Consider the following 20,428-nt stretch of genomic DNA (forward strand, 5'->3'; position numbering starts at 1 on the left):
GGCAGGCGGTGGACCCCCAGCGATTTCGAGGAGTACTACGTGGCACGTTCGGTTCTGGTCACCGGTGGTAATCGTGGCATCGGTCTTGCCATCGCACGTGATCTCGCCGAGCAGGGCCACAAGGTCGCGGTGACCCACCGCGGCTCCGGGGCGCCCGAGGGGCTGTTCGGCGTGCGGGCCGATGTGACCGACACCGAGCAGGTGGACGCCGCCTTCAAGGAGGTCGAGGAGCACCAGGGCCCGGTGGAGGTGCTGGTCTCCAACGCGGGAATCACCGACGACACGCTGCTCATGCGGATGAGTGAGGACCAGTTCACCCGCGTTGTGGACGCCAACCTCACCGGGGCGTACCGGGTCGCCAAGCGCGCCTCGCGCGGCATGCTGCGCGGCAAGTGGGGTCGCTTCGTGTTCATCTCGTCGGTCGTCGGGCTGACGGGTTCGGCCGGGCAGCTCAACTACGCCGCCAGCAAGGCCGGTCTCGTCGGCCTGGCGCGCTCGCTGGCCAGGGAACTGGGCTCGCGCAACATCACCGCCAACGTGGTGGCGCCCGGGTTCGTCGGCACCGACATGACCGACGCGCTGGGTGAGGACCGCAAGAAGGAGATCCTCGCGCAGATCCCGTCGGGCCGTTACGCGGATCCGGCGGAGATCGCCGCCGCCGTGCGGTTCCTCGCCTCCGAGGAGGCGGGCTACGTCAACGGCGCGGTGTTGCCGGTCGACGGCGGCCTCGGCATGGGCCACTGAATCACCGAGTCGCCAAGCGACTGACGACAATCAGCAACAACCCCAGAACTGGAGGACAGGTGTCCGGACTGCTCGAAGGCAAGCGACTGCTGATCACCGGGGTGATCACCGACGCCTCGCTCGCGTTCCACGCCGCGAAGATGGCCCAGGAGCAGGGGGCCACCGTGGTGCTCACCGGTTTCGGCAGGCTCTCCCTCGTGGAGCGGATCGCCAAGCGCCTGCCCGAACCGGCCCCGGTGATCGAACTCGACGTGCAGAACCAGGAACACCTGGACACACTGGCCGACCGGGTCCGCGAGCACGTCGACGGGCTCGACGGTGTGCTGCACTCGATCGGTTTCGCGCCGCCGTCGTGCCTCGGTGCTCCGTTCATGGACGCGCCGTGGAAGGACGTCTCCACCGCTGTCGAGGTCTCCGCGTACTCGTTCAAGTCCCTCGCGGAGGCCACGCTGCCGCTGCTGGGCCAGGGCTCGTCGATCGTGGGCATGGACTTCGACGCCAGGGTCGCGTGGCCCGTCTACAACTGGATGGGCGTGGCCAAGGCGGCGCTCGAGTCGGTGAACCGATACCTCGCCCGTGACCTCGGCCCGCAGGGGATCCGGGTGAACCTGGTGACGGCGGGTCCGATGAAGACGATGGCCGCGAAGTCCATTCCCGGGTTCGGGGAGCTGGAGGAAGGCTGGGGCGACCGCGCGCCGCTCGGCTGGGACAGCTCCGACCCCACGGCCACGGCCAAGACCGTCTGCGCCGTTCTCTCGGACTGGCTGCCCGCGACCACCGGCTCGATGATCTGGGTCGACGGCGGCGTGCACGCGCTCGGCGTCTAGCCGGCGGAGCGCACGTCTTGGGATGTCTCCAATGCCTCATTGGGGACATTCTGAGCAGGCGCCGGCACGCCGAGTTGGTCGGCCAGGTCGGTGAGACCCCGGGCGTACAGGTCGAATCGATCCGAGGGTGCCGGTGGGTCTCCGACAGGTCGGGCAACGTAGGCGGTGCGCAGGCCGACGGTCTGCGCGGCACGTAAGTCCCAGGCGTGGGCGGCGACCATCAACAGCCGCTCCGGTCGCACTGCGGACACGGTGACAGCAAGCTCGTAAACGGACGGGGCAGGCTTGTAGCTCTGCGCGTCCTCAGCGGAAAGTGCCTGGTGCCAGCGCAGTCCCGCGTGGGCGTTGAGTCCCAGCAGTGCCGTCCGGCTGGCGTTGGACAGGCCGATCAGCGGGAAGCTCTGCGCGAGCCGGGCAAGTCCGGACACGGTGTCGGACCAGGCAGGCAGGCGTCGGCCGGACAAGGCCAGCGTGGCGACGGCCGCCGGGTCGCTGATCGCGGCGGCCTCGGCGACGAGCTGGGCGGCCTCGTGGTCGAGAGCGTCGCTCGCGGCGTAGGCGCGGCGGCCGTCCAGGATTCGTCGTTGCTCGCCGTCGACGTGGGTGTGCCACAGGCGCACCAGTTCGTCGACGGCGGGATCGGTGAGCGAAGGCGCGAGGGCGCGGATGCCGGCGCGGATCCCGGCGGGTTCGTCGACGAGTGTGCCGAGCACGTCGAACACGACGGCGTCGATCTCAGCGGCTGGCATGTGCGGTCTCCCGGGCGTCTGGCCCTTACGATCCTGTAAGGGCTAAACTGGCTGTTAGCTATGATCCTATCGGGAGGGCGGTAAGGGATGCAAGTTGCGTTAGACGATTACGCCTGGGCGGCGGGCATCGCGACCGACCTGATCAACACCACCGCCGAGGTGTGGCGCGGTGACGACCACCTGCCCGACCAGGCCGCCCTTGTCGCGTTCACCGAGGAGGGTCAGAAGGCTCGACCCGATGGCAGGGGCGAGCTTCCCGGACTCGCCCGCCGCGCCCGGCCCGCCGACCTCGTCGCGGTTCACGCGCTACGCGGCACGGTGCGCGCCCTGGTCGATCACCCCGACCGGGACAATCTCGTTGTCGGCGCCAGCGCGCTGACCTCCTCCGCCGGCGCTGTCACCCTCGTGCCCGATCCCGTGCGCGAGCGCCGCACCCGCTGGGCCGTGTCACTCCGCGAGGGGGCAACTGTCGTGGACGCGCTCTCGGTGATCTGTGGCGTCGGCATTCTCGGCGTCGTGCACACGCTCGACGAAGAGCGGTTCCGCCAGTGTGGCGCGCCCACCTGCCGTGGCGCGTTCATCGACACCACCCGGCCGGGCCGGCGCCGTTACTGCATGCCGGGTCTGTGCGGGAACCGCACCAACGTCGCCAACTACCGCGCCCGGCAAGCCGGGAAGCCGCAGTCCTGAGAGTCGCACTTTCGCGGGAAAGTGCGGTCGGGGACAGTTGGCGCCGATGCCGATCTTGCATGGTGGTACTTGCAGGCGCTCCCTCGCTGGAAGGTGAGCGGCCGCCAGTGGCATTTCGATCAGGGGTGGCGACTCGCGAGGACGCAGAACTCGTTCCCCTCCGGGTCGGTGAGTACTATCCAGCTCTCCTCGCCCTGGCCGACGTCCGCGCGCCGGGCGCCCAGTTCGAGCAGGCGGCGGACCTCTTCGTCCTGATCCCGGTCGGTGGGGTTGACGTCGATGTGCAGCCTGTTCTTGACGGTTTTGCCCTCCGGTACGGGCGCGAACGTCAACGTGGGTGGCACGGGGCCACGGCGAGCCTTGCCTTCGCGCGCCAGCGGGGAGCCGATGGTGACAACTTCGTCGTCCTCGTCTTGTACCTCGTAGTCCAGGACCGAGCACCAGAACCGGGCGAGACGGTGCGGATCGGCACAGTCGATCGCAAGCTCGGTGAACTTGCTGGTCATGTCAGGACCCTCCCAGTCGAGTAGCGGCTCCACCAAGGACCCACGCTAATCGTCGCGATCGGCATGGAGGTCGTCGAGGTCCGGCCCCGGGTCCTAGTTGGTCCACAGTAGACTCATTGGTCCGGACGGTGTTCCTGCTCGTTCGGTCCGTGTCGGCGGCGCACAGGTCACGGTAGCGTGTGGACCGTGAACATGCGGATTGATCGAGTCGCGCTCTTCCATCTCGCCACGAGCACGATGCTGGAGCGCGCCGTCCGTGCGGTGCCGCCCGCCGAGTCCGTGGCCTGGCGCGCGGCGGCTCGGTACGTCGCGGGAACGACTGCCGAGGATGCCGTGCGGACCGTGCACGAGCTGCGGCAGCGCGGAGTCGCGGGCAGTATCGACCAGTTCGGTGAACAGGTCGGCGATGCCGCCGAGGCCGAGCGGGTCGCCGAGGACTATCTCCGGCTCGCGGGCGAGTCGCACGCCATGGCGGACGACGCGTGGCTTTCGGTCGATCTGTCCCACCTGGGACTCGACGTCGATGCGGACTACTGCGCCGACAAGCTGACGGCGATCGCCCGCAAGCTCCCGCCAGGGCGGCGAATCCAGGTGGGCGCGGAGGACCACGACCGGGCCGACGCGGTACTGGGCTGTGTCCTGGCGACCGCGGGCAACGGCCTCGCGGACCGCGTCGGAGCCACGGTGCAGGCGAATCTGCGGCGGTCTGATCGCGACCTCGACCGGCTCGTCGAGGCCGGCGTCCACGTGCGACTGGTGAAGGGTGCTTACGTCGAGCCCGCCGGGCGGGCACTGCCCTACGGCGAGCCCACGGACATCGCCTTCACCCACCTGGCCCATCGGCTGGCGGAGGCGGGCGCGGACTTCGCGCTCGCGACACACGACGGAGTGTTGCGCGAGGCGCTGCTGGCCGCGCTCGGTCCACGGCCCGTGGAGCAGTTGCTCGGGGTTCGGCCTGACGTGGTGGACGATCTGGTCGCCCGGGGTGTCCCGGTCCGGGTGTACGTGCCGTTCGGGGACAACTGGTTCCGGTACTGGATGCGCAGGCTCGCCGAGTCAAGGGGCAGTTGAGCGCACACCCCCGGATCTGCGCGAGCCCGGTCACAGCGCGAAGATGGACACCGTGAGTGAACTTCCCTATGACGCGGTGCTGTGGCTGTCCTTCGGTGGTCCGGAGGGCCCGGACGAGGTGATGCCGTTCCTGGAGAACGTGACTCGCGGCAGGGGAGTACCGCCAGAGCGGCTGGCGGAGGTCGCCGAGCACTACCACCATTTCGGCGGGGTCTCGCCGATCAACCGGCTCAACCGCGACGCGATCGCGGCCGTGCGCAAGGAGTTGGCGGGGCAGGGACTCGACCTCCCGGTGTACTTCGGCAACCGGAACTGGCGCCCGCTGGTCGAGGACACCCTCGCCGAGATGGCTGCCGCAGGCGTGCGGCGCGCGCTGGTCTTCCCGACCAGTGCGTACGGCGGGTACTCGGCCTGCAGACAGTACGACGAGGACATCGTGCGAGCCAGGATCGCCGTGGGGAAGGGCGCTCCGGAGCTGACGAAGCTGCGGCAGTTCTTCGATCACCCGCTGTTCGTGTCGGCGTTCGCCGACGGCGTCCGGGCCGCACACGCCGCACTCGGCTCACAACGCGACGTCCGGACGATCTTCGTCGCGCACTCGATCCCGGAGAGCGCCGACCTCGCGGCTGGGCCGCCCGGTTCGGGGGGCCGCAGGTATTCGCAGCAGATCGCCGAGGCGGCGAGGCTGGTCGCGGCCGAGGCAGGCGTGGCGGACTACGACGTGGTGTGGCAGTCCCGTTCCGGCCCGCCCACGGTGCCCTGGCTGGAACCCGACATCGTGGACCACCTCGACACGGTGCACGAGCAGGGGGCCGACTCGGTGGTCGTCTGCCCGGTCGGGTTCGTTTCCGACCATCTGGAGGTGGTCTGGGATCTCGACAACGAGGCCGCGGAGCGGGCCGCCGAACTCGGGTTGGGCTTCGCCAGGGTGCCGACCCCGAACGGGGACTCCCGCTTCGCCCAGCTCGTCGTCGAGCTGATTCGCGAGCACTGCACCGGTGCCCCACCCCGTGCCCTCTCGGACTTCCCCACCGCGGGCTGCACGGTCAACGGCGCGCCCTGCGCCATCGGCTGTTGCGAACCCCCGAAACGCCGCGCACCCTGACTTGGCAGTTCCGGTGGCCGAGTTCGCAGTTCAGACCTGCCGGTCGGCGTCGCCGCTGAGCACGCGCACTGCCTCGGTCACGGCAGCACACCGGGCCGTCCGGACCGCGTCGGACAGCGGGCGCAGTGCCTCGGAGCGCTGTGCGGTGGCCGAGGCCGAGAGCGCGCCGCCCGGTTCGTCGCTCAGCGCGAGGGCGAGGATCGCCTCGACCTCGTCCGCGCGTTGCAGGACGAGCAGGCAGCGCCCCGGCATCGGGGCGGGCCAGCCCGGCTTCGGCGCCGAGCGCAGGCGTGCCTTCAGCTCGCCGCGCACCCCGGGGCGATCCCGAGCGACGTCCAACTGCTGCAACGTTCCCGCGCTGACCCGGACCGCGTCCGTGAGCAGGTGCTCGGCCTCGCCGATGCCGACGAACTCGGGCGCGGTGCCCACGGGAACCGGATACACGGTCCATCGCAGCAGTCCCTCCGCGATCGGCTGGGGCACGACAGCGCAGCCCGCCGAGGGGAACAGGGCGGCCTCGCCCGCATGCAGTGCCCCCTCCGTGAACGGACCTCCGCCGCCGAGCCCCCGCACGTCGCCCGGGACCGGCAACGCCAGCCGGGCGTCTGCCGCACCGATTCCGCGCAATGCTCCGAGCAGCTGCGCGGGTTGCACCGGAACCGCGCCGGCCACGGGGAGGTCGAGCCGGTCCGCCGTTTCGGCGTCGGCCGCGACCACCTCGTGCGCCTCGCCCCATGCGGCGAGCGCGTCGAGGGCGTTGTCGGCGGCGGCGGCACCGTTCAGCCACGCCGAGGACCAGACCGAGAGGGTCGCACTGGGACAGCACACGGCGATTCAGCGTAGAGGTCGCCTCGGCGCTGCCGGTACCCGGTGGGTGGAGTTGCTCCACGTCGACGCCACGCCGAACGGTCAGTAGCGTCGCGGGAGTGAGCAACAGTTCCGCACCCGCACACCTGCCCCGGACCGTCGGCGCACTCCGCGAGGCCGGCCACCCCCCGCGGGGCGTGAAGACCGAGATCCACGAAAACCTGCTCGCCGCGCTGCGGGCGGGACGAGACCCGTGGCCCGGAATGGTGGGGTTCTCCAGAACCGTGCTGCCACAGTTGGAACGGGCGCTACTGGCCGGGCACGACGTCGTGCTGCTCGGCGAGCGCGGCCAGGGCAAGACCAGGCTGCTGCGGACATTGGCCGGCCTGCTCGACGAGTGGACACCGGTGATCGAGGGGTCGGAGCTGGCCGAACACCCGCTGCGGCCGATCACGCCTGCCTCGCTGCGCAGGGCAGCCGAACTCGGTGACGATCTCCCGGTCGAGTGGCTCCATCGCGACTCCCGCTACACCGAGAAGCTCGCCACGCCGGACACGTCGGTCGGTGACCTGATCGGTGACGTCGACCCGGTCAAGGTCGCCGAGGGGCGCAGTCTCGGTGACCCCGAGACCATCCATTTCGGTCTGGTGCCGCGCTCACATCGCGGAATCGTCGCGATCAACGAGCTGCCCGATCTCGCCGAACGAATTCAGGTCGCGCTGCTGAACGTGATGGAGGAGCGCGACATCCAGGTTCGGGGCTACACCCTGCGGCTGCCGCTGGACGTCTTGCTGGTGGCGACCGCGAACCCGGAGGACTACACGAACCGCGGCCGGATCATCACGCCGCTCAAGGACCGGTTCGGCGCCGAGATCCGCACGCACTATCCGCCCGACCTCGATGCGGAGATCGGGGTCGTGCGGCAGGAGGCCCGGCTGGTCGCCGAGGTCGGTGAGCCGTTGCTGGAGGTGCTGGCGCGGTTCGTGCGCGGCCTACGTGAGTCCACTGTGGTCGATCAGCGGTCGGGGGTGTCGGCGCGGTTCGCCGTAGCCGCCGCGGAGACGGTGGCAGCGGCCGCGTTGCGGAGGTCGGCGCTCACCGGGGAGGAGCCCGCCGTCGCGCGGCCGGTCGATATGGATTCGGTGCCCGCCGTGCTGCGCGGAAAGCTCGAGTTCGAACCGGGCGAGGAGGGCAGGGAGACCGAACACCTGACGCACCTGTTGCGCAGGGCGATCGCCGAGACGGCGCGCGCACGGTTCGCCGGTCTGGACCTGAGCCCGCTCGGGAACGCGGTCGCCGACGGACATCTCGTCGCCACCGGCGAGCGGGTTCCGGGGAAGGACATCCTCGCCGCACTGCCGGAGTTGCCCGTGCTGCACGAGGTCGCGCAGCGTGCCGGGGTCGGCGCGGACGAGCCTGCGAGCCGGATCGCCGCCGCGATCGAGCTGGCGCTGGAATCGCTCTACCTCGCCCGCAAACTCGCCAAGGACGCCGACGACCACACGACGGTGTACGGACCATGACCGCTCCCGGGTACTCCTACGGCCCCTGGCACGAGGGACCCGATCCGCTTGCGCCGCCGACCGACCTTCGAGAGGCGTTGGACGAGATCGGCCAGGAGGTGATGGCCGGTGCGTCACCACGCGCGGCGCTGGAGGAGTTGCTGCGCAGAGGCACTCAGGCCACGGCCGGACTGGACGAGCTGACCCGGCGGGTGTGGCAGCGCCGCGCGGAGATCCAGCGCAGGCACCGCCTTGACGGGACCCTGCTCGAGGTGCGGCGGCTGCTCGACGAGGCCGTGGCAGCCGAGCGCGCAGCGCTGTTTCCCGACCCGTCCGACGACGCACGCTTCCAGGAGGCCTCGCTGGACGCCCTGCCGTCCGGCACGGCGGCGGCGGTGCGGGAGCTGGGCGGGTACGAGTGGCGCTCGGAGCAGGGCAGGGAGAACTTCGAGCGGATCCGTGAGCTGCTCGGCAGGGAACTGCTGGACTCCCGGTTCGAGGGGATGAAGAACGCGCTGCGGGACGCCGGCAGCGCGGACGTGGAGCGGATCAACCAGATGCTGGCCGATCTGAACGCGTTGCTCGCCGCACACGCTCAGGATCTCGCCGACGTGCCGGAACGGTTTGCCGAGTTCATGCGCAGGCACGGCGCGTTATTTCCCGAACGGCCGAGAACGGTCGACGAGCTCATCGACGTGCTCGCGGCCAGGGCCGCGGCCGCGCAGCGAATGCTCAACTCGATGTCTCCCGAGCAGCGGGCCGAACTGGCCGAACTGGCCCAGCAGGCGTTCGGCGACCCGAGACTGGCTGAGCAGCTCTCGGCGCTGGACGCGCAGCTGAAGGCACTGCGGCCGGGGCAGGACTGGGAGTCGGCCGCGCGGATGCGCGGGAACGACCCACTCGGTCTCGGTGAGGGTGTGCGGGCCATGTCCGATCTCGCCGAGCTGGACGCACTGGCCGAGCAGCTGTCGCAGTCGTATGCCGGTGCCCGGCTGGAGGACATCGACGCCGACGCGCTGGTTCGCCAGCTCGGCGACGATGCGGGCGTGGACGCGCGCAGACTCGCCGAACTCGACCGGGAGCTGCGCGGGCAGGGGCTGTTCGAACGCACGGCGGACGGATCGCTGAGGTTGTCGCCGAAGGCGTTGCGCCGCCTCGGCGAGACGGCGCTGTCCGACGTGATCCGGACACTGCGCGGACGCGCCGGGCAGCGGGAGACCGCGTCGGCGGGTGCCGCGGGCGAGCTGACCGGTTCGAGCAGGCCGTGGCAGTTCGGCGACACGCAGCCGTGGGAGGTGTCGCGCACGGTCCGCAACGCTGTGCTGCGCACCGCCGCCGGTGGCGCGGGACGGGGCAGGCGACTCGACGTGTCCGACGTGGAGGTGGCCGAAACCGAGCACAGGGCGCGGGCAGCGGTCGCGCTCTGCGTGGACACGTCGTGGTCGATGGTCCAGGAGGGCCGCTGGCTGCCGATGAAGCGCACCGCCCTCGCGCTGCAGCAACTGATCGCCACCCGGTTCCGGGGAGATGCCCTGCAGTTGATCACGTTCGGGCGCTACGCCGCCACGGTGGAGCTGGCCGAGCTGGTTGGCATGGAAGGAGCGTGGGAACAGGGCACGAACGCCCACCACGCACTCCTGCTCGCGGGCAGGCACCTGCGCGGAAACCCCGGTTCCCGACCTGTGGTGCTCCTGGTCACCGACGGAGAGCCGACGGCACATCTGGAACCGGACGGAACCGCCGAGTTCGACTACCCGCCTGCCCCGCGCACGCTGGCGAAGACCCTCACCGAGGTGGACCGGCTCGCGAAACTCGGCACCTCCCTCACCGTCTTCCGGCTCGGTGACGACCCCCGGCTGACGTCGTTCGTGGATCTGCTCGCCCGGCGCGCGAAAGGCCGGGTGGTGGCGCCGGACCTCGGTGGTCTCGGGGCGGCGGTCGTCGACGACTACCTGCAGACGCGCAGGGGCTGACTCCGCCGCACCGCGGTGGGTTTCGTGGCTGGCGGGGACCGATGACCGCCCGGCCGACAACCGCCCGAAGAACGTGCGCCTCTCGGCGATCACCGATCCCGACGGCAACAGGATCACGTCCATCGGGAACTTCCGGGTGCGGTACTGATTCGGTCCGCTGCTCGGCTGCGGATGTGGTTTCCGGAGGTCGAGCAGAACTCGACCCCACCGTCGACGTGCAGGAGACCGCGCGGCCTCCCGCACGCCCGGTGCCCCCGGGTCTGGTCTGTCCGGCCTACTGGGGTCCGTCCCCCGGTGGCAGCTGGTAGCCACGGTCGAACTCGACGTCGACGACTCCGGGCACATCCTTCAGGGAACCGAGCGCGTCATCGTGCACCCAGCCGGTGACGGTGCCGATGACGTCCTGCACGTCCTGGACGCGCAGGCCCGCGGAGCGCAGGGTGGCCACGACGGCACCGATCCGGTCGAGGTTGTCGTCGGCGATCGAGACGATCACCCTGTGGTCGTCCTCGGCCATCTGGCCTCCCTGCGGCGGCCCGGACCGTTACCGGGGTGCGAAGACGAGTCCAGCACCGATGTCGGTGGAAGGCAAGGGCAGCCTGCGTGCGCTCTGCCCGAGCCTGGCCCACAGCTCCCAGCCCCGTGCGCCGTAGTGCTGGGAGAGGAGCGCGGCGATGCCCGCGACGTGCGGGGTCGCCATGCTCGTCCCGCTGATCCGCCGGTGCCGGGTCGGCATGGGCCAGCTGGAGTGCACGTCCACACCAGGGGCCGCGATGTCCACGGCGCGTTCCGGGTCGACGCTGCCGCAGGAGAAGTCCGCGACCGCGCTGTGCACGTCCAGTGCCCCGACCGCCAGGATCGAAGGGCAGTTGGCAGGGTGCCCGATCGGTGAGATCACCCCGGAGGCCCGCCTGCTCTCGTTGCCCGCCGCCGCGATGATCAGGGTGCCCTTGGCGACGGCGCGGCGGGCGACGCGCTCGAAAGTGGGGGAGTGCGGGTCGCCGGGACGGACGGCCGCGCCGAGCGACATCGACACCACCGCGCAGCCGTGCATGATCGCCCACGCGATCCCGGCCAGGATCCCGCCGTCGCTCCCGGAGCCCGCGTTGCTGAGCACCTTGCCCGCGTAGATCTCCGTCTCGGGCGCCACGCCGTAGCCGGGTCCGGTCTCCGGTTCTCGTGGCCCGCAGGCGGTGCCGATGCAGTGGGTGCCGTGCCCGTGCCCGTCCGCGACGTCCTCGCCGGTGATGAAGGACCTGGTCTGCACGACGCGGCCGGCGAAGTCCGGGTGCTCGACGTCGAACCCCGTGTCGAGGACGGCCACTCGCACACCGGCGCCGGTCGCCGGGCTGTCCGGAGCTCCCACCGCCTGCAGGCCCCACGTGAAGGTGGTCTCGTCCACCGCCCCGGGCTCCACGGCGGGGGCCGCGGGAGTGATCGCGTGCACCGTGCGTTCCCGTTCCACACCCGCGATCGCGCCGCGTTCCTGGATCGCGTGGGTCAGGGCGTCCGCCTGGTCCGCGCCCGCCGTGATGACGGCGACCCCGAGTTCGTGGAGCAAGAGCCCGTCGAGGCCCGCCGACAAGGCCACCGCGTCACCGGCGAGATCCGCGGTGCTCGCGGTACGTATACCGGCCACGCGCGCCATGGCGCGAACTCCCTCATCGGCGGCGTCCTCCTCGAGCAGGACCAGGTACCGGCCGGTTGTTCCGTCGCTCACCGCGTCGGTCATCGGAGCCACCTTCTTTGCCTCTGGGGATGGGGTGTCATCTCCAGGATCGAGCGTGGCGGAGCAAATGTAACCTAGATCACGTCACTATTGCGTTACGATCGGCTACTTAACGTTACAGTAGGTTACTGGCGGGAGTGTGCGATCACCCGGGCGCCACGTCCGGGCACCATGGTGATGTGCCGGGCCTTGGCGGGCTCCGGACGCGGGCGGTCCGGGGTGATCCGGTAGCGGCTCAGTACGGCCCGCAGCATCACCGTGGCCTCCATCAGGGAGAACCCGGCTCCGAGGCAGCGCCGAACGCCGCCGCCGAACGGCAGCCAGGTGCCGGCGGACGGACCGGCTCCGAGGAACCGTTCCGGACGGAACTCCGTCGGATCGTCGTGGTGCGCGGGATCGCCCTGCACCAGGACGATCGATGGCATCACGGTGTGTCCCGCGGGAATGCGGTAGCCGCCGATGACCACGTCGGTGGTCAGCTTGCGCGCGACCTCGGAGATCACCGGGTGCAGGCGCATCGACTCCTTGGCCACGGCCTCGAGGTACTTGTCGTCCTCCTGTGTCCGGCCGTCCGCCGCGCGGACCGCCTCGTCCAGCAGGGCGGGATGGCGGGCCAATTCGTGCAGCGCCCAGGCCAGGGCGGTGGCGGTGGTCTCGTGACCGGCGAGCAGGAGCGTGACGAGCTGGTCCCGCAGCTCGACGTCGGACAGCCGCTCACCTTCGACGGTCACCAGCAGGAGCCGGGAGAGCACATCGCCGCGATGCTCCAGGTCGCCCGCCCGCCTTCGTTCGGCGATCTCGGCGTAGAGCAACTCGTCGACCCGCTGCTGACCGCGGGCGTACCGGCGCCACGGGCCGTACCGCTGCAGCTTCGGGTTGTGCCAGCCGAGGATGTCGATCGGTCCCACGTCGACGAGCCGGCCCAGCAGTGCCCTGAGCTCGTCCAGGCGCGGCCCCTCCGCGACGCCGAACACCACTCTGAGGATGACCTCGAGCGTGAGCGCCTGCATGCTGTCGTGGGTGGGGAAGGGGCGGCCGACGGGCCAGCGCGCGACCTCCGCGTCGGCGAGTTCCTCCACCAGGTTCCGGTAGCCGCGCAGCGCCGCGCCGTGGAACGCGGGCATCAGCAGCTTGCGGGCGCGCAGATGCTGGTCCTCGTCGGTGAGCAGCACGGAATGCGCCCCCATGACCGGCTTGAGGATCACGTTTCCCTCGCCCGCGTGGAACACCGTGCTCGAGCCACTGAAAATCGCGCGGATCAGCTCCACGTCGGCGATCTCGACCACCGACCGCTCGGGATAGATGCGCAGCCGAACGACATCGCCGTAGCGCTTGCGCAGCCGCGGCAGCCAGGTGTGTCTGCGGGTGCTGAACAGCAGCGTCTGAACCGCCATCGGCAGGCGCGGACCCGGCGGCGGGGGCGCGGAAGCCGGATCCGCGGAGCCGATCGCGGCGAGCGCGCCGGTCGCGGTGTTCGCAGTGTTCGCGGTGGTCATGGTGCGGCTCCTCGGCGAGCGTCGGACCCATCCATTTACACACCCGTATAAGTGCTGTGTCAAGGGTCACCGTCCTCGCGCCTCTATGCTGTGCCGGTGGGGCACCGGGAACAGCTGCTGGTCGCGGCACGAACACTGCTGCAGGAGCGGGGCTACGCGCACATCACCGCGCGCGACCTCGTTGCCGAATCGGGCACCAACCTGCACTCGATCGGCTACCACTTCGGTTCCAAGGCGGGGCTGCTCAACGCGGCGATCGGCGAGGTGTTCGAGGAGTGGACCGAGCAGCTCGCCCGGATCGCCATGGCCGACGCCTCGGCTTCACCGATCGAGCGCGGCCGGATCACCTGGGTCGCGATGCTGGACAGCCTCGCGGAGAAACGCGCACTGCTGCTGTCCTACGTGGAGGCGCTCGCACAGGCCGAACGAACACCGTCGCTACGCGAGCAGTTCGCCGAGCAGTACCGCCGATGCCGCGAGCGGGTCGCCGCGCTCGCGGCCCAGTCGCTCGGCGGCGACGTCCGGCCCGACGACCCCCGCTGCGTCGCGCTGGCCGGTTTCGTGATCGCGGTCTGCGACGGTCTGTCCGTGCAGTGGCTCCTGGACCCCGAAGGAGCCCCCGACGGCGAGCACCTGTCACAGGGGCTCGCGATGATGTGGGCGGCCTCGGCCACGTTCTCGGCGTCGTCGGTTCAGTCGGCGCAGTCCTGACCTGGGCTGGTTCCACCAGGTGGGCACCCGGGGAGGAACGGGACCTAGGGTTGAGTCATGCAGACTTGGTCATCCGTCGCCCTTCCCAGAGTGCCAGGAACTCCTCCGCCGCTGCGGTTGTTCGACACCGCCTCAGGTGAGGTCCGGCCGACAGCACCGGGATCGGTGGCGCGTATGTACGTCTGCGGCATCACGCCGTACGACGCGACGCACCTGGGGCACGCCGCGACCTACCTCGCCTTCGACCTGGTTCATCGGTTGTGGCTCGATGCCGGGCACGAGGTGCACTATGTGCAGAACGTGACCGACATCGACGAGCCGCTGCTCGAGCGAGCCGAACGGGATCAGGACGACTGGGTCGTGCTGGGAATGCGGGAGACCGCGTTGTTCCGGGAGGACATGGAGGCGCTGCGCGTGCTTCCGCCGCGCGAGTTCGTCGGCGCCGTCGAGAGCATCCCGGAGATCATCGAGGTCGTCGCCAAGCTGCTGGCGGACGGGAGCGCGTACCGGGCCGACGATCCCGAGCACCCGGACATCTACTTCGATCACCGGGCCACCGGCCGGTTCGGGTACGAGTCGAACTACGACGCCGAGACGATGGCCAAGTTCTTCGCCGAGCGGGGTGGCGACCCGGACCGGCCCGGCAAGCGCGACCCGCTGGACGCCCTGCTGTGGCGGGTGGCCCGCCCCGGCGAGCCGTCATGGGAGTCGGAACTGGGCGCGGGACGGCCCGGCTGGCACATCGAGTGCAGCGCGATAGCCGTCAACCGGCTCGGCATGGGGTTCGACGTCCAAGGCGGCGGTTCCGACCTGGTGTTCCCGCACCACGAGTTCAGCGCCGCGCACGCGGAGGCGCTGACCGTCGACCATCCGTTCGCCCGGCACTACGTGCACGCCGGGATGATCGGCCTCGACGGTGAGAAGATGTCGAAGTCCAGGGGAAACCTCGTCTTCGTTTCGCGGCTGCGGGCCGGCGGGGTGGACAGCGGCGCGGTCCGACTCGCGCTGCTGGCAGGGCATTACCGCGCCGACCGCGCGTGGACCGACGAGCTGCTGGCCGAGGCCGAGGCCAGGCTGGACCGCTGGCGTAAGGCCGTCGCCGCCCCGGGCGGACCCTCCGCCGAACCGGTGATCGCCCGGCTCCGCGACCACCTCGCCGACGACCTCGACACCACGGCGGCGCTCGCGGCGATCGACGCGTGGGCCGACGAGGCGCTGCGCGGGCGCGGCGGCGACGATGACGCTCCCAACCGCATCCGTGACGCCGTCGACGCACTCCTGGGAGTCCGCCTGGCCTGACTTGGCAGTTCCGGCGGCCGACTTGGCAGTTCCGGGGCGCGAGTGTGCAGTTCCGTCGGCCGAGTTGGTGGTTACCGCGCGCTCCCGGTCCGTACCTCGGCGCCCCGCCCGAGTTCCAGCCGGTCGCCGTCCCAGCCGCGCCGCAACCACCGGTCGTGGGAGGCGACGACCACAGCGCCGGGCGCGCTGCCGAGTGCCTCGGTCAGTTCCTCGGTGAGGCTCAGCGAGATGTGGTTGGTCGGCTCGTCGAGCAGCAGTACCTGCGGTGGTGCTGCGATGAGTGTTGCCAGCGCCAGCCTGCGCCGTTGCCCCACCGAGAGGTTGCCCAGCTCGCGGTCCAGATCCCTGACCCCGAGCAGGCCGAGGTCGGCCAGCGCGGGTGCGTCGTCGCCCGCGACCGAGCGGTAGAGCTGACGCGATGTCATCGCCGGGTCCGGGAACCGGACGTCCTGGTCCAGCATTCCCACCCGGACCGTGGGGGAGCGGTGGACCAGCCCGCGTGCCGGCCGCAACCGCCCCGCGAGCACCGAGAGCAGGGTGGACTTGCCTGTGCCGTTGCCGCCGGTGACCAGCAGCCTGCTCCCCGCGCCGAGCGCGAGGTGTTCGATGCGCGGCAACCTGCCCGGTATCTCGACGTCGAGCACCGTCAGTGCGTCCTGCTCACCGGTCTCGCCGGTGAGGGGCGCGGCGAACCGCAGCGGCGCAGGGGGCTTCGGCGTCCGCGTGCGTTCCAGCTCGTCCAGCCGCGACTGCGCGTTGCGAACCCTGCGCGAGATCTGCCGCTGGACCCGGCCGCCCTTGTAGTCGTAGGCCATTTTCGCGTTGTCCCTCGGCGCACGGTCGTGGCTGATGGCGCGGGCCGTCACCGCCACGGACTCGCGCAGTCGCCGCAACTCGTCCTGCTCCTCGGCGAACCGTTGTTCCCAGCGCAGCCGCTCGGCGCGTTTGGCCAGCAGGTAGTCGCTGTACCGGCCGCCGTAACGCGCAGGCCCTCCGGCGGCGGGGTCGAGGTCGACGATGTCGGTGCAGACCGCGTCGAGGAAGACGCGATCGTGCGAAGACTGGACCACGACCCCGGGTAGCGAGGCGAGGTGTTCCTCGAGGAACACCATCGCGTCGTCGTCGAGGTGGTTGGTCGGCTCATCCAGCAGCAGTGCCGACGGCCTGCGGACCAACAGGGCCGCGAGCCCGAGGCGGGCGCGTTGCCCGCCCGAGAGTGTGCCGAGTTCGCGGTCCGGAGCGACGGCGCCGAGACCGAGACCCGCACTGACCAGTGCCGCCCTGCGGTCCGCGTCCCAGAGGTCGTGCGACTCCGCCCACTCGAGAGCGTGCCCGTACTCGACCAGTGCCACGTCGTCGTCCGGGCGCGCGGCGAGGTGCTCGGCCAACCGGTCGAGCCGTGCGGCCATGGCACGCGTCTCGGCCAACGCGTCGTCGATGACCGCCGAGACGACCGTCGTGGCCGGGTAGGGGAGTTCCTGGTCCAGGAAGCCGATATCCGACACGCCGGTCACCGTTCCGGCCTGCGGGAGTTCACGACCGGCCAGCAGCCGGAGCAGGGTGGACTTCCCGGTGCCGTTCTCGCCGACGAGGCCGATCCGGTGACCGGCTGCGGCGGTGAACGACAGTCCGTCGAAGACCACCCGGTCGCCGTAGGCGAACGCGAGGTCGGTGGCACGGAGAAACAGGGAGTGAGACAGGGGGATCACGATCCTTGGCGCGTGGGTGACCCGCCGGGCACTGTCGGGCCGGGAGCGGAGGGCTCAACCGGAACGTGGCCTCGGGCGCGGGTGGGCTCGCGGGATCAGTGGTCCATGATGCGCCGAGTTTAATGCCGCATCCGTATTGTCAGTCAACCGCTTTTTCCTGGTGCGCCTCCCGCCGTTGACATTGTTCCCCGCCGACGGCAAGCTGAAAGAGAACTTTTGAAATAACTCTTTCAGGACTGGGGTGGCATGAACGGACTTCCGGAACGCAGGCGGGTGCGGGACGCCGAACTGATGCGCGCGTTGGCCCATCCGCTGCGCGCGGCGCTGCTCGACCACCTGATGGCCGTCGGACCGCGAACGGCCAGCGAGTGCGCGGAAGCGGTGGCTTCCTCCGCCTCCAACTGCAGCTGGCACTTACGCAAGCTGGCGGAGTTCGGACTGGTGGAGCCCAGCGCGGCCGAGGACGGTCGGCAGCGCCCGTGGCGGGCCTGCCAGGTCGGGCTGGAGTTGGGTGAACCAGGGCCGGACCCGGCCCTGCGGTCCGCTCGGCTCGCCGCGGTCGGCACGATGCTCGGCACCGAGCAGGTGCTGACCCAGCGGTACCTCGACGCGGTCGAGGATCTTGACCCGAAGTGGCGCGACAGCGGCGGCCTGAACAGCTACGCACTGACCGTGACGCCGGAGGAACTCACCGAACTGGTGGCGTCCGTCGACGCGCTGATCCGGCCCTACGTCGGCACGATCCGCACCGAAACGCCCGACGGCGCGCGTCCGGTGCACGTCGGCCTGCGCGCGTTCCTGCGCATCGAGGCGGACGGTGAGGGGGCGTCGTGAACCGTACCGGTGTCCTGCGGCAGCGCGGGTTCGTCCGGCTGTGGACGGCGGCGTTCTTCTCCGAGACCGCGGAGTGGATGTTGCAGGTCGCGCTTCCCGTGCTGGTGTACCAGCTGACCGGGTCGGCCGCGTCCACGGCCACCAGCATGATGTTCGGCCTGCTGCCCGCGGTGCTGATGAGCCCGTTGGCTGGCGTGCTCGCCGACCGGTACGAGCGGCGGGTGGTGCTGTGCCTGGTCTGCGCCGGACAGGCGGTGGTGGCGGTACCCCTGCTGATCGTCGACGGCGGTGGCGCACTGCCGGTGGTGTTCCTGGTGATCGCGGCGCAGGCGTCACTCGCGGCGTTGTTCGAACCCGCCCGCAACGCCCTCGTGCCCGATCTCGTCCCGGCGGACGAACTCACCGCGGCGAACGGCCTCATGGGAATGAACAGCAGCGTGGCCCGGCTCGTGGGCGCTTCGCTCGGTGGCCTGCTGCTCGGCTTCGCCGGTCTGCACTGGGTGATGGCCGCTTATCTCGCCGCGTTGGTGCTCGCCGGAGCATTGCTGCTGCCCCGTTTCCCCGCCCGGGCGGGCACTCCGGACGCGGGCGCCCACCGGCAGGCGATGGTGCGGCAGTGGCTCGCCGGGCTGGCCGCGATCCGCGGCGACAGGACCCTGCGCATCACCGGGGTCACGCTGCTGTTGTCGGCGATCGCGCAGGGCATGTTCCTGGTGCTGTTCGTGCTCTTCGTGCTCCGCACGCTGGGCGGTGGCGAACCGGAGGTCGGGCTGCTCCGTGGAGTGCAGGCGGTCGGCGGGCTGGCGGCGGGGCTGCTGGTCGCGACCGCGCTGCGGCGGGTCCGCCCCGCGGCCCTGCTGGGCTGGGGCACCCTGAGTGTCGGCCTGCTTTCCGTGCTGATCTGGCACCTGCCCGCGATCACCACGGAGTTCTGGTTGTACGTCGGCCTGTTCGCCCTCGTCGGTGCGCCGGGCGTCATCTCGGCGGCGGGCCTGATGTCCGTGCTGCAGACGACGGCGGGAACCGAGTTGGCCGGGAGAGTGTTGAGCACCGGCTTCGCCGCGATGGCAGCGGGTATGGCGGGCGGAATGCAGCTGGCCGGGATGTTCGCCGACCGGGTCGGGCTCCCCGGCCTGCTCACGGTCCAGGCGGCCCTGCACGTGCTCGCGGGATTAGTGGCGCTGGCGTTCCTCGTGCGCGGTCGGCGCAGCGTCGGAACGGACACACCGGAGAAGGCGGATACGGTGGAGTCGTGCCACACCTGCTCGCCACCAGCGACCTGCACGTCACCCACAGGGGAAACGAACCCCTCCTCGACGACGTCCGCTCCGAAAGCCGCGACGACTGGCTGATCGTCGCCGGAGACGTCGCCGAGCGGATGGACGCGGTGATCGAGACGCTGCGCACCCTGCGGGAACGGTTCGCGAAGGTGATCTGGGTGCCCGGCAACCACGAGCTGTGGACGACGAAGAACGATCCGGCGCGGTTGCGGGGGCAGGCGCGCTACGACGAACTGGTCCGCCGGTGCCGGTCGATCGACGTGCTCACCCCGGAGGACGAGTTCGCCGTGTGGACGTACGGCGAACGCCCGCTCACCATCGCACCGCTGTTCCTGCTCTACGACTACTCCTGGCGCACGCCGGAAGCCGACGGCAGACCGTTGGCCGAAGCCCTCGATCAGGCGAGGGACGCGGGAGTCGTCTGCACCGACGAGTTCTTCCTGCACCCGGACCCGTTCGCGAGCCGCTCCGACTGGTGCGTCGAGCGGCTCAAGATCAGCGAGGAACGCCTGGGCGTGATCCCGCCGGCGCACGGCACCGTCCTGGTCTCCCACTGGCCGCTGCACCGCCATCCGACCGAACCGCTGTACTGGCCGGAGTTCGCCATGTGGTGCGGCACCTCGCAGACCGAGGACTGGCACCTGAAGTACCGGGCGGAGATCGCTGTGTACGGCCACCTGCACATTCCGCGCACCACCCACCGGGACGGCGTGCGGTTCGAGGAGGTGTCCCTCGGCTACCCACGCGAGTGGCGCAAACGGGCCCGCGGCCCCGTCCCGCTCCGCACGCTCCTCTGACCCCGGCGGCGGGATGTCCCCAATGAGGTTTTCTCAGTGGGTTGATCTTGGGGTGTGTGGTAGGCGGAGAGCCTCTGGTAGTGACTGGGTTTGCTGAAGACCAAGTCTGAGGAACCAGAGGCTCTCCGTGATTACGTATCGTGCCACGCTGGATGTCGCGCGCCCGATCGGGCAGTTTGTGGCGCAGTTGCTGACCGAGCATCGCCGGGCGGTGGGGACCCGGCGGGGGCGCCGTGCGCTGGGGCCCTTCGCCCAGGCGGTGCTGGTCCTGCGCTGGTTCCGTGACGCCACCCCGGTAGCGCGGCTGGCTACCGATTCCGGGATCGGTGTCGCCACCGCTTACCGCTACCTGCACGAAGGCATCACCGTGCTCGCCGCCCAGACCCACGACCTGCCCGAGGTACTCACCGAACGGCTGGCCGCCGGAGACACCCACCTCATCCTGGACGGCACCCTGATCCGCACCACCCGCGTCGCCGGGACCGTGATCAAAACCAAAGGCCGCACCGCCGGACAACCAGTACACCGCTGGTACTCCGGTAAACACCGCGCCTTCGGCGGCAACATCCAGTTCCTCGCCACCGCCGACGGATTCCCCC

The 20,428-nt window shown here is 70.5% G+C and carries 20 protein-coding genes; 13 read left to right on the forward strand and 7 right to left on the reverse strand.

The genetic code is table 11. The features are described 5' to 3' along the window. Positions 1-39 precede the first annotated feature (39 nt). Together fabG and fabI are read left to right on the forward strand one after the other, a co-directional pair. Positions 40-744, forward strand: coding sequence for a beta-ketoacyl-ACP reductase (fabG, locus tag BM199_RS27245; RefSeq protein WP_091677305.1), 705 nt, complete (start codon positions 40-42; stop codon positions 742-744). A gap of 59 nt (positions 745-803) precedes the next feature. Next, positions 804-1,571: an enoyl-ACP reductase FabI gene (gene fabI / locus BM199_RS27250; RefSeq protein WP_091677307.1), complete on the forward strand. Its 768-nt coding sequence runs from the start codon at positions 804-806 to the stop codon at positions 1,569-1,571. Here the strand turns inward: fabI and BM199_RS27255 are convergent. After that, positions 1,568-2,320: a haloacid dehalogenase type II gene (locus tag BM199_RS27255; RefSeq protein ID WP_091677310.1), complete on the reverse strand. Its 753-nt coding sequence runs from the start codon at positions 2,318-2,320 to the stop codon at positions 1,568-1,570. The two genes, fabI and BM199_RS27255, sit on opposite strands and share 4 nt — an antisense overlap. Positions 2,321-2,407: 87 nt before the next feature. On the opposite strand from BM199_RS27255, the gene BM199_RS27260 reads away from it, so the two are divergent. Further along, positions 2,408-3,010: a CGNR zinc finger domain-containing protein gene (locus BM199_RS27260; RefSeq protein WP_091677312.1), complete on the forward strand. Its 603-nt coding sequence runs from the start codon at positions 2,408-2,410 to the stop codon at positions 3,008-3,010. Between the two features lie 119 nt (positions 3,011-3,129). Here BM199_RS27260 and BM199_RS27265 read toward each other — a convergent pair whose 3' ends face one another. Beyond that, positions 3,130-3,516: a VOC family protein gene (locus tag BM199_RS27265; RefSeq protein WP_091677388.1), complete on the reverse strand. Its 387-nt coding sequence runs from the start codon at positions 3,514-3,516 to the stop codon at positions 3,130-3,132. 192 nt (positions 3,517-3,708) lie between these two features. On the opposite strand from BM199_RS27265, the gene BM199_RS27270 reads away from it, so the two are divergent. Beyond that, positions 3,709-4,587 carry a proline dehydrogenase family protein gene (locus BM199_RS27270; RefSeq protein WP_091677391.1) on the forward strand — a complete coding sequence of 293 codons (879 nt, stop codon included), beginning with the start codon at positions 3,709-3,711 and terminating at the stop codon, positions 4,585-4,587. A gap of 52 nt (positions 4,588-4,639) precedes the next feature. Further along, positions 4,640-5,692, forward strand: coding sequence for a ferrochelatase (locus BM199_RS27275; RefSeq protein WP_281245767.1), 1,053 nt, complete (start codon positions 4,640-4,642; stop codon positions 5,690-5,692). A 30-nt stretch (positions 5,693-5,722) separates the two neighbouring features. Here BM199_RS27275 and BM199_RS27280 read toward each other — a convergent pair whose 3' ends face one another. Then, the gene (locus BM199_RS27280; protein WP_091677318.1) at positions 5,723-6,520 is read right to left on the reverse strand and encodes a hypothetical protein; all 798 of its coding nucleotides are present in this window, start codon (positions 6,518-6,520) and stop codon (positions 5,723-5,725) included. A 98-nt stretch (positions 6,521-6,618) separates the two neighbouring features. Here BM199_RS27280 and BM199_RS27285 point away from each other — a divergent pair, with 98 nt between their 5' ends. After that, a complete protein-coding gene (locus tag BM199_RS27285; protein ID WP_091677320.1) occupies positions 6,619-8,022 on the forward strand; it encodes a sigma 54-interacting transcriptional regulator in 1,404 nt (467 codons plus the stop codon). Then, positions 8,019-9,974: a vWA domain-containing protein gene (locus BM199_RS27290; protein ID WP_091677323.1), complete on the forward strand. Its 1,956-nt coding sequence runs from the start codon at positions 8,019-8,021 to the stop codon at positions 9,972-9,974. Before BM199_RS27285 ends, BM199_RS27290 begins: the two co-directional genes overlap by 4 nt. A gap of 274 nt (positions 9,975-10,248) precedes the next feature. On the opposite strand, the gene BM199_RS27295 is transcribed toward BM199_RS27290, so the two are convergent. From BM199_RS27295 to BM199_RS27305, 3 genes are all read right to left on the reverse strand, one after another. Next, complete coding sequence (locus tag BM199_RS27295) at positions 10,249-10,491, reverse strand: hypothetical protein (protein ID WP_091677326.1); 243 nt, start codon at positions 10,489-10,491, stop codon at positions 10,249-10,251. Positions 10,492-10,518: 27 nt separating this feature from the next. After that, the gene (locus BM199_RS27300) at positions 10,519-11,706 is read right to left on the reverse strand and encodes a S8 family serine peptidase (RefSeq protein WP_091677329.1); all 1,188 of its coding nucleotides are present in this window, start codon (positions 11,704-11,706) and stop codon (positions 10,519-10,521) included. Between the two features lie 122 nt (positions 11,707-11,828). Further along, positions 11,829-13,199: a cytochrome P450 gene (locus tag BM199_RS27305; protein ID WP_091677331.1), complete on the reverse strand. Its 1,371-nt coding sequence runs from the start codon at positions 13,197-13,199 to the stop codon at positions 11,829-11,831. Positions 13,200-13,295: 96 nt separating this feature from the next. Here BM199_RS27305 and BM199_RS27310 point away from each other — a divergent pair, with 96 nt between their 5' ends. After that, positions 13,296-13,910 carry a TetR/AcrR family transcriptional regulator gene (locus tag BM199_RS27310; RefSeq protein WP_091677394.1) on the forward strand — a complete coding sequence of 205 codons (615 nt, stop codon included), beginning with the start codon at positions 13,296-13,298 and terminating at the stop codon, positions 13,908-13,910. A gap of 57 nt (positions 13,911-13,967) precedes the next feature. After that, entirely contained in the window at positions 13,968-15,209 is a 1,242-nt protein-coding gene (gene mshC / locus BM199_RS27315) for a cysteine--1-D-myo-inosityl 2-amino-2-deoxy-alpha-D-glucopyranoside ligase (protein ID WP_091677334.1), read from the forward strand. Positions 15,210-15,280: 71 nt separating this feature from the next. On the opposite strand, the gene BM199_RS27320 is transcribed toward mshC, so the two are convergent. Beyond that, a complete protein-coding gene (locus tag BM199_RS27320) occupies positions 15,281-16,909 on the reverse strand; it encodes an ABC-F family ATP-binding cassette domain-containing protein (protein WP_091677396.1) in 1,629 nt (542 codons plus the stop codon). A 255-nt stretch (positions 16,910-17,164) separates the two neighbouring features. Between BM199_RS27320 and BM199_RS27325 the strand changes: the two genes are divergently transcribed. The 4 genes from BM199_RS27325 to BM199_RS27340 form a co-directional block, all read left to right on the forward strand. Next, positions 17,165-17,752, forward strand: a complete 588-nt coding sequence (locus BM199_RS27325) for an ArsR/SmtB family transcription factor (protein WP_091677336.1) — start codon at positions 17,165-17,167, stop codon at positions 17,750-17,752. After that, the gene (locus BM199_RS27330; protein ID WP_245788777.1) at positions 17,749-19,104 is read left to right on the forward strand and encodes an MFS transporter; all 1,356 of its coding nucleotides are present in this window, start codon (positions 17,749-17,751) and stop codon (positions 19,102-19,104) included. The genes BM199_RS27325 and BM199_RS27330 overlap by 4 nt, the downstream gene beginning before the upstream one ends. After that, positions 19,005-19,829, forward strand: coding sequence for a metallophosphoesterase family protein (locus BM199_RS27335; protein WP_091677339.1), 825 nt, complete (start codon positions 19,005-19,007; stop codon positions 19,827-19,829). Before BM199_RS27330 ends, BM199_RS27335 begins: the two co-directional genes overlap by 100 nt. Positions 19,830-19,956: 127 nt before the next feature. Next, on the forward strand, positions 19,957-20,428 hold a 472-nt coding region (locus tag BM199_RS27340), incomplete at its 3' end, for a transposase (protein ID WP_483860449.1).

Source organism: Amycolatopsis marina (genome assembly GCF_900111885.1).
GTDB lineage: Bacteria > Actinomycetota > Actinomycetes > Mycobacteriales > Pseudonocardiaceae > Amycolatopsis > Amycolatopsis marina.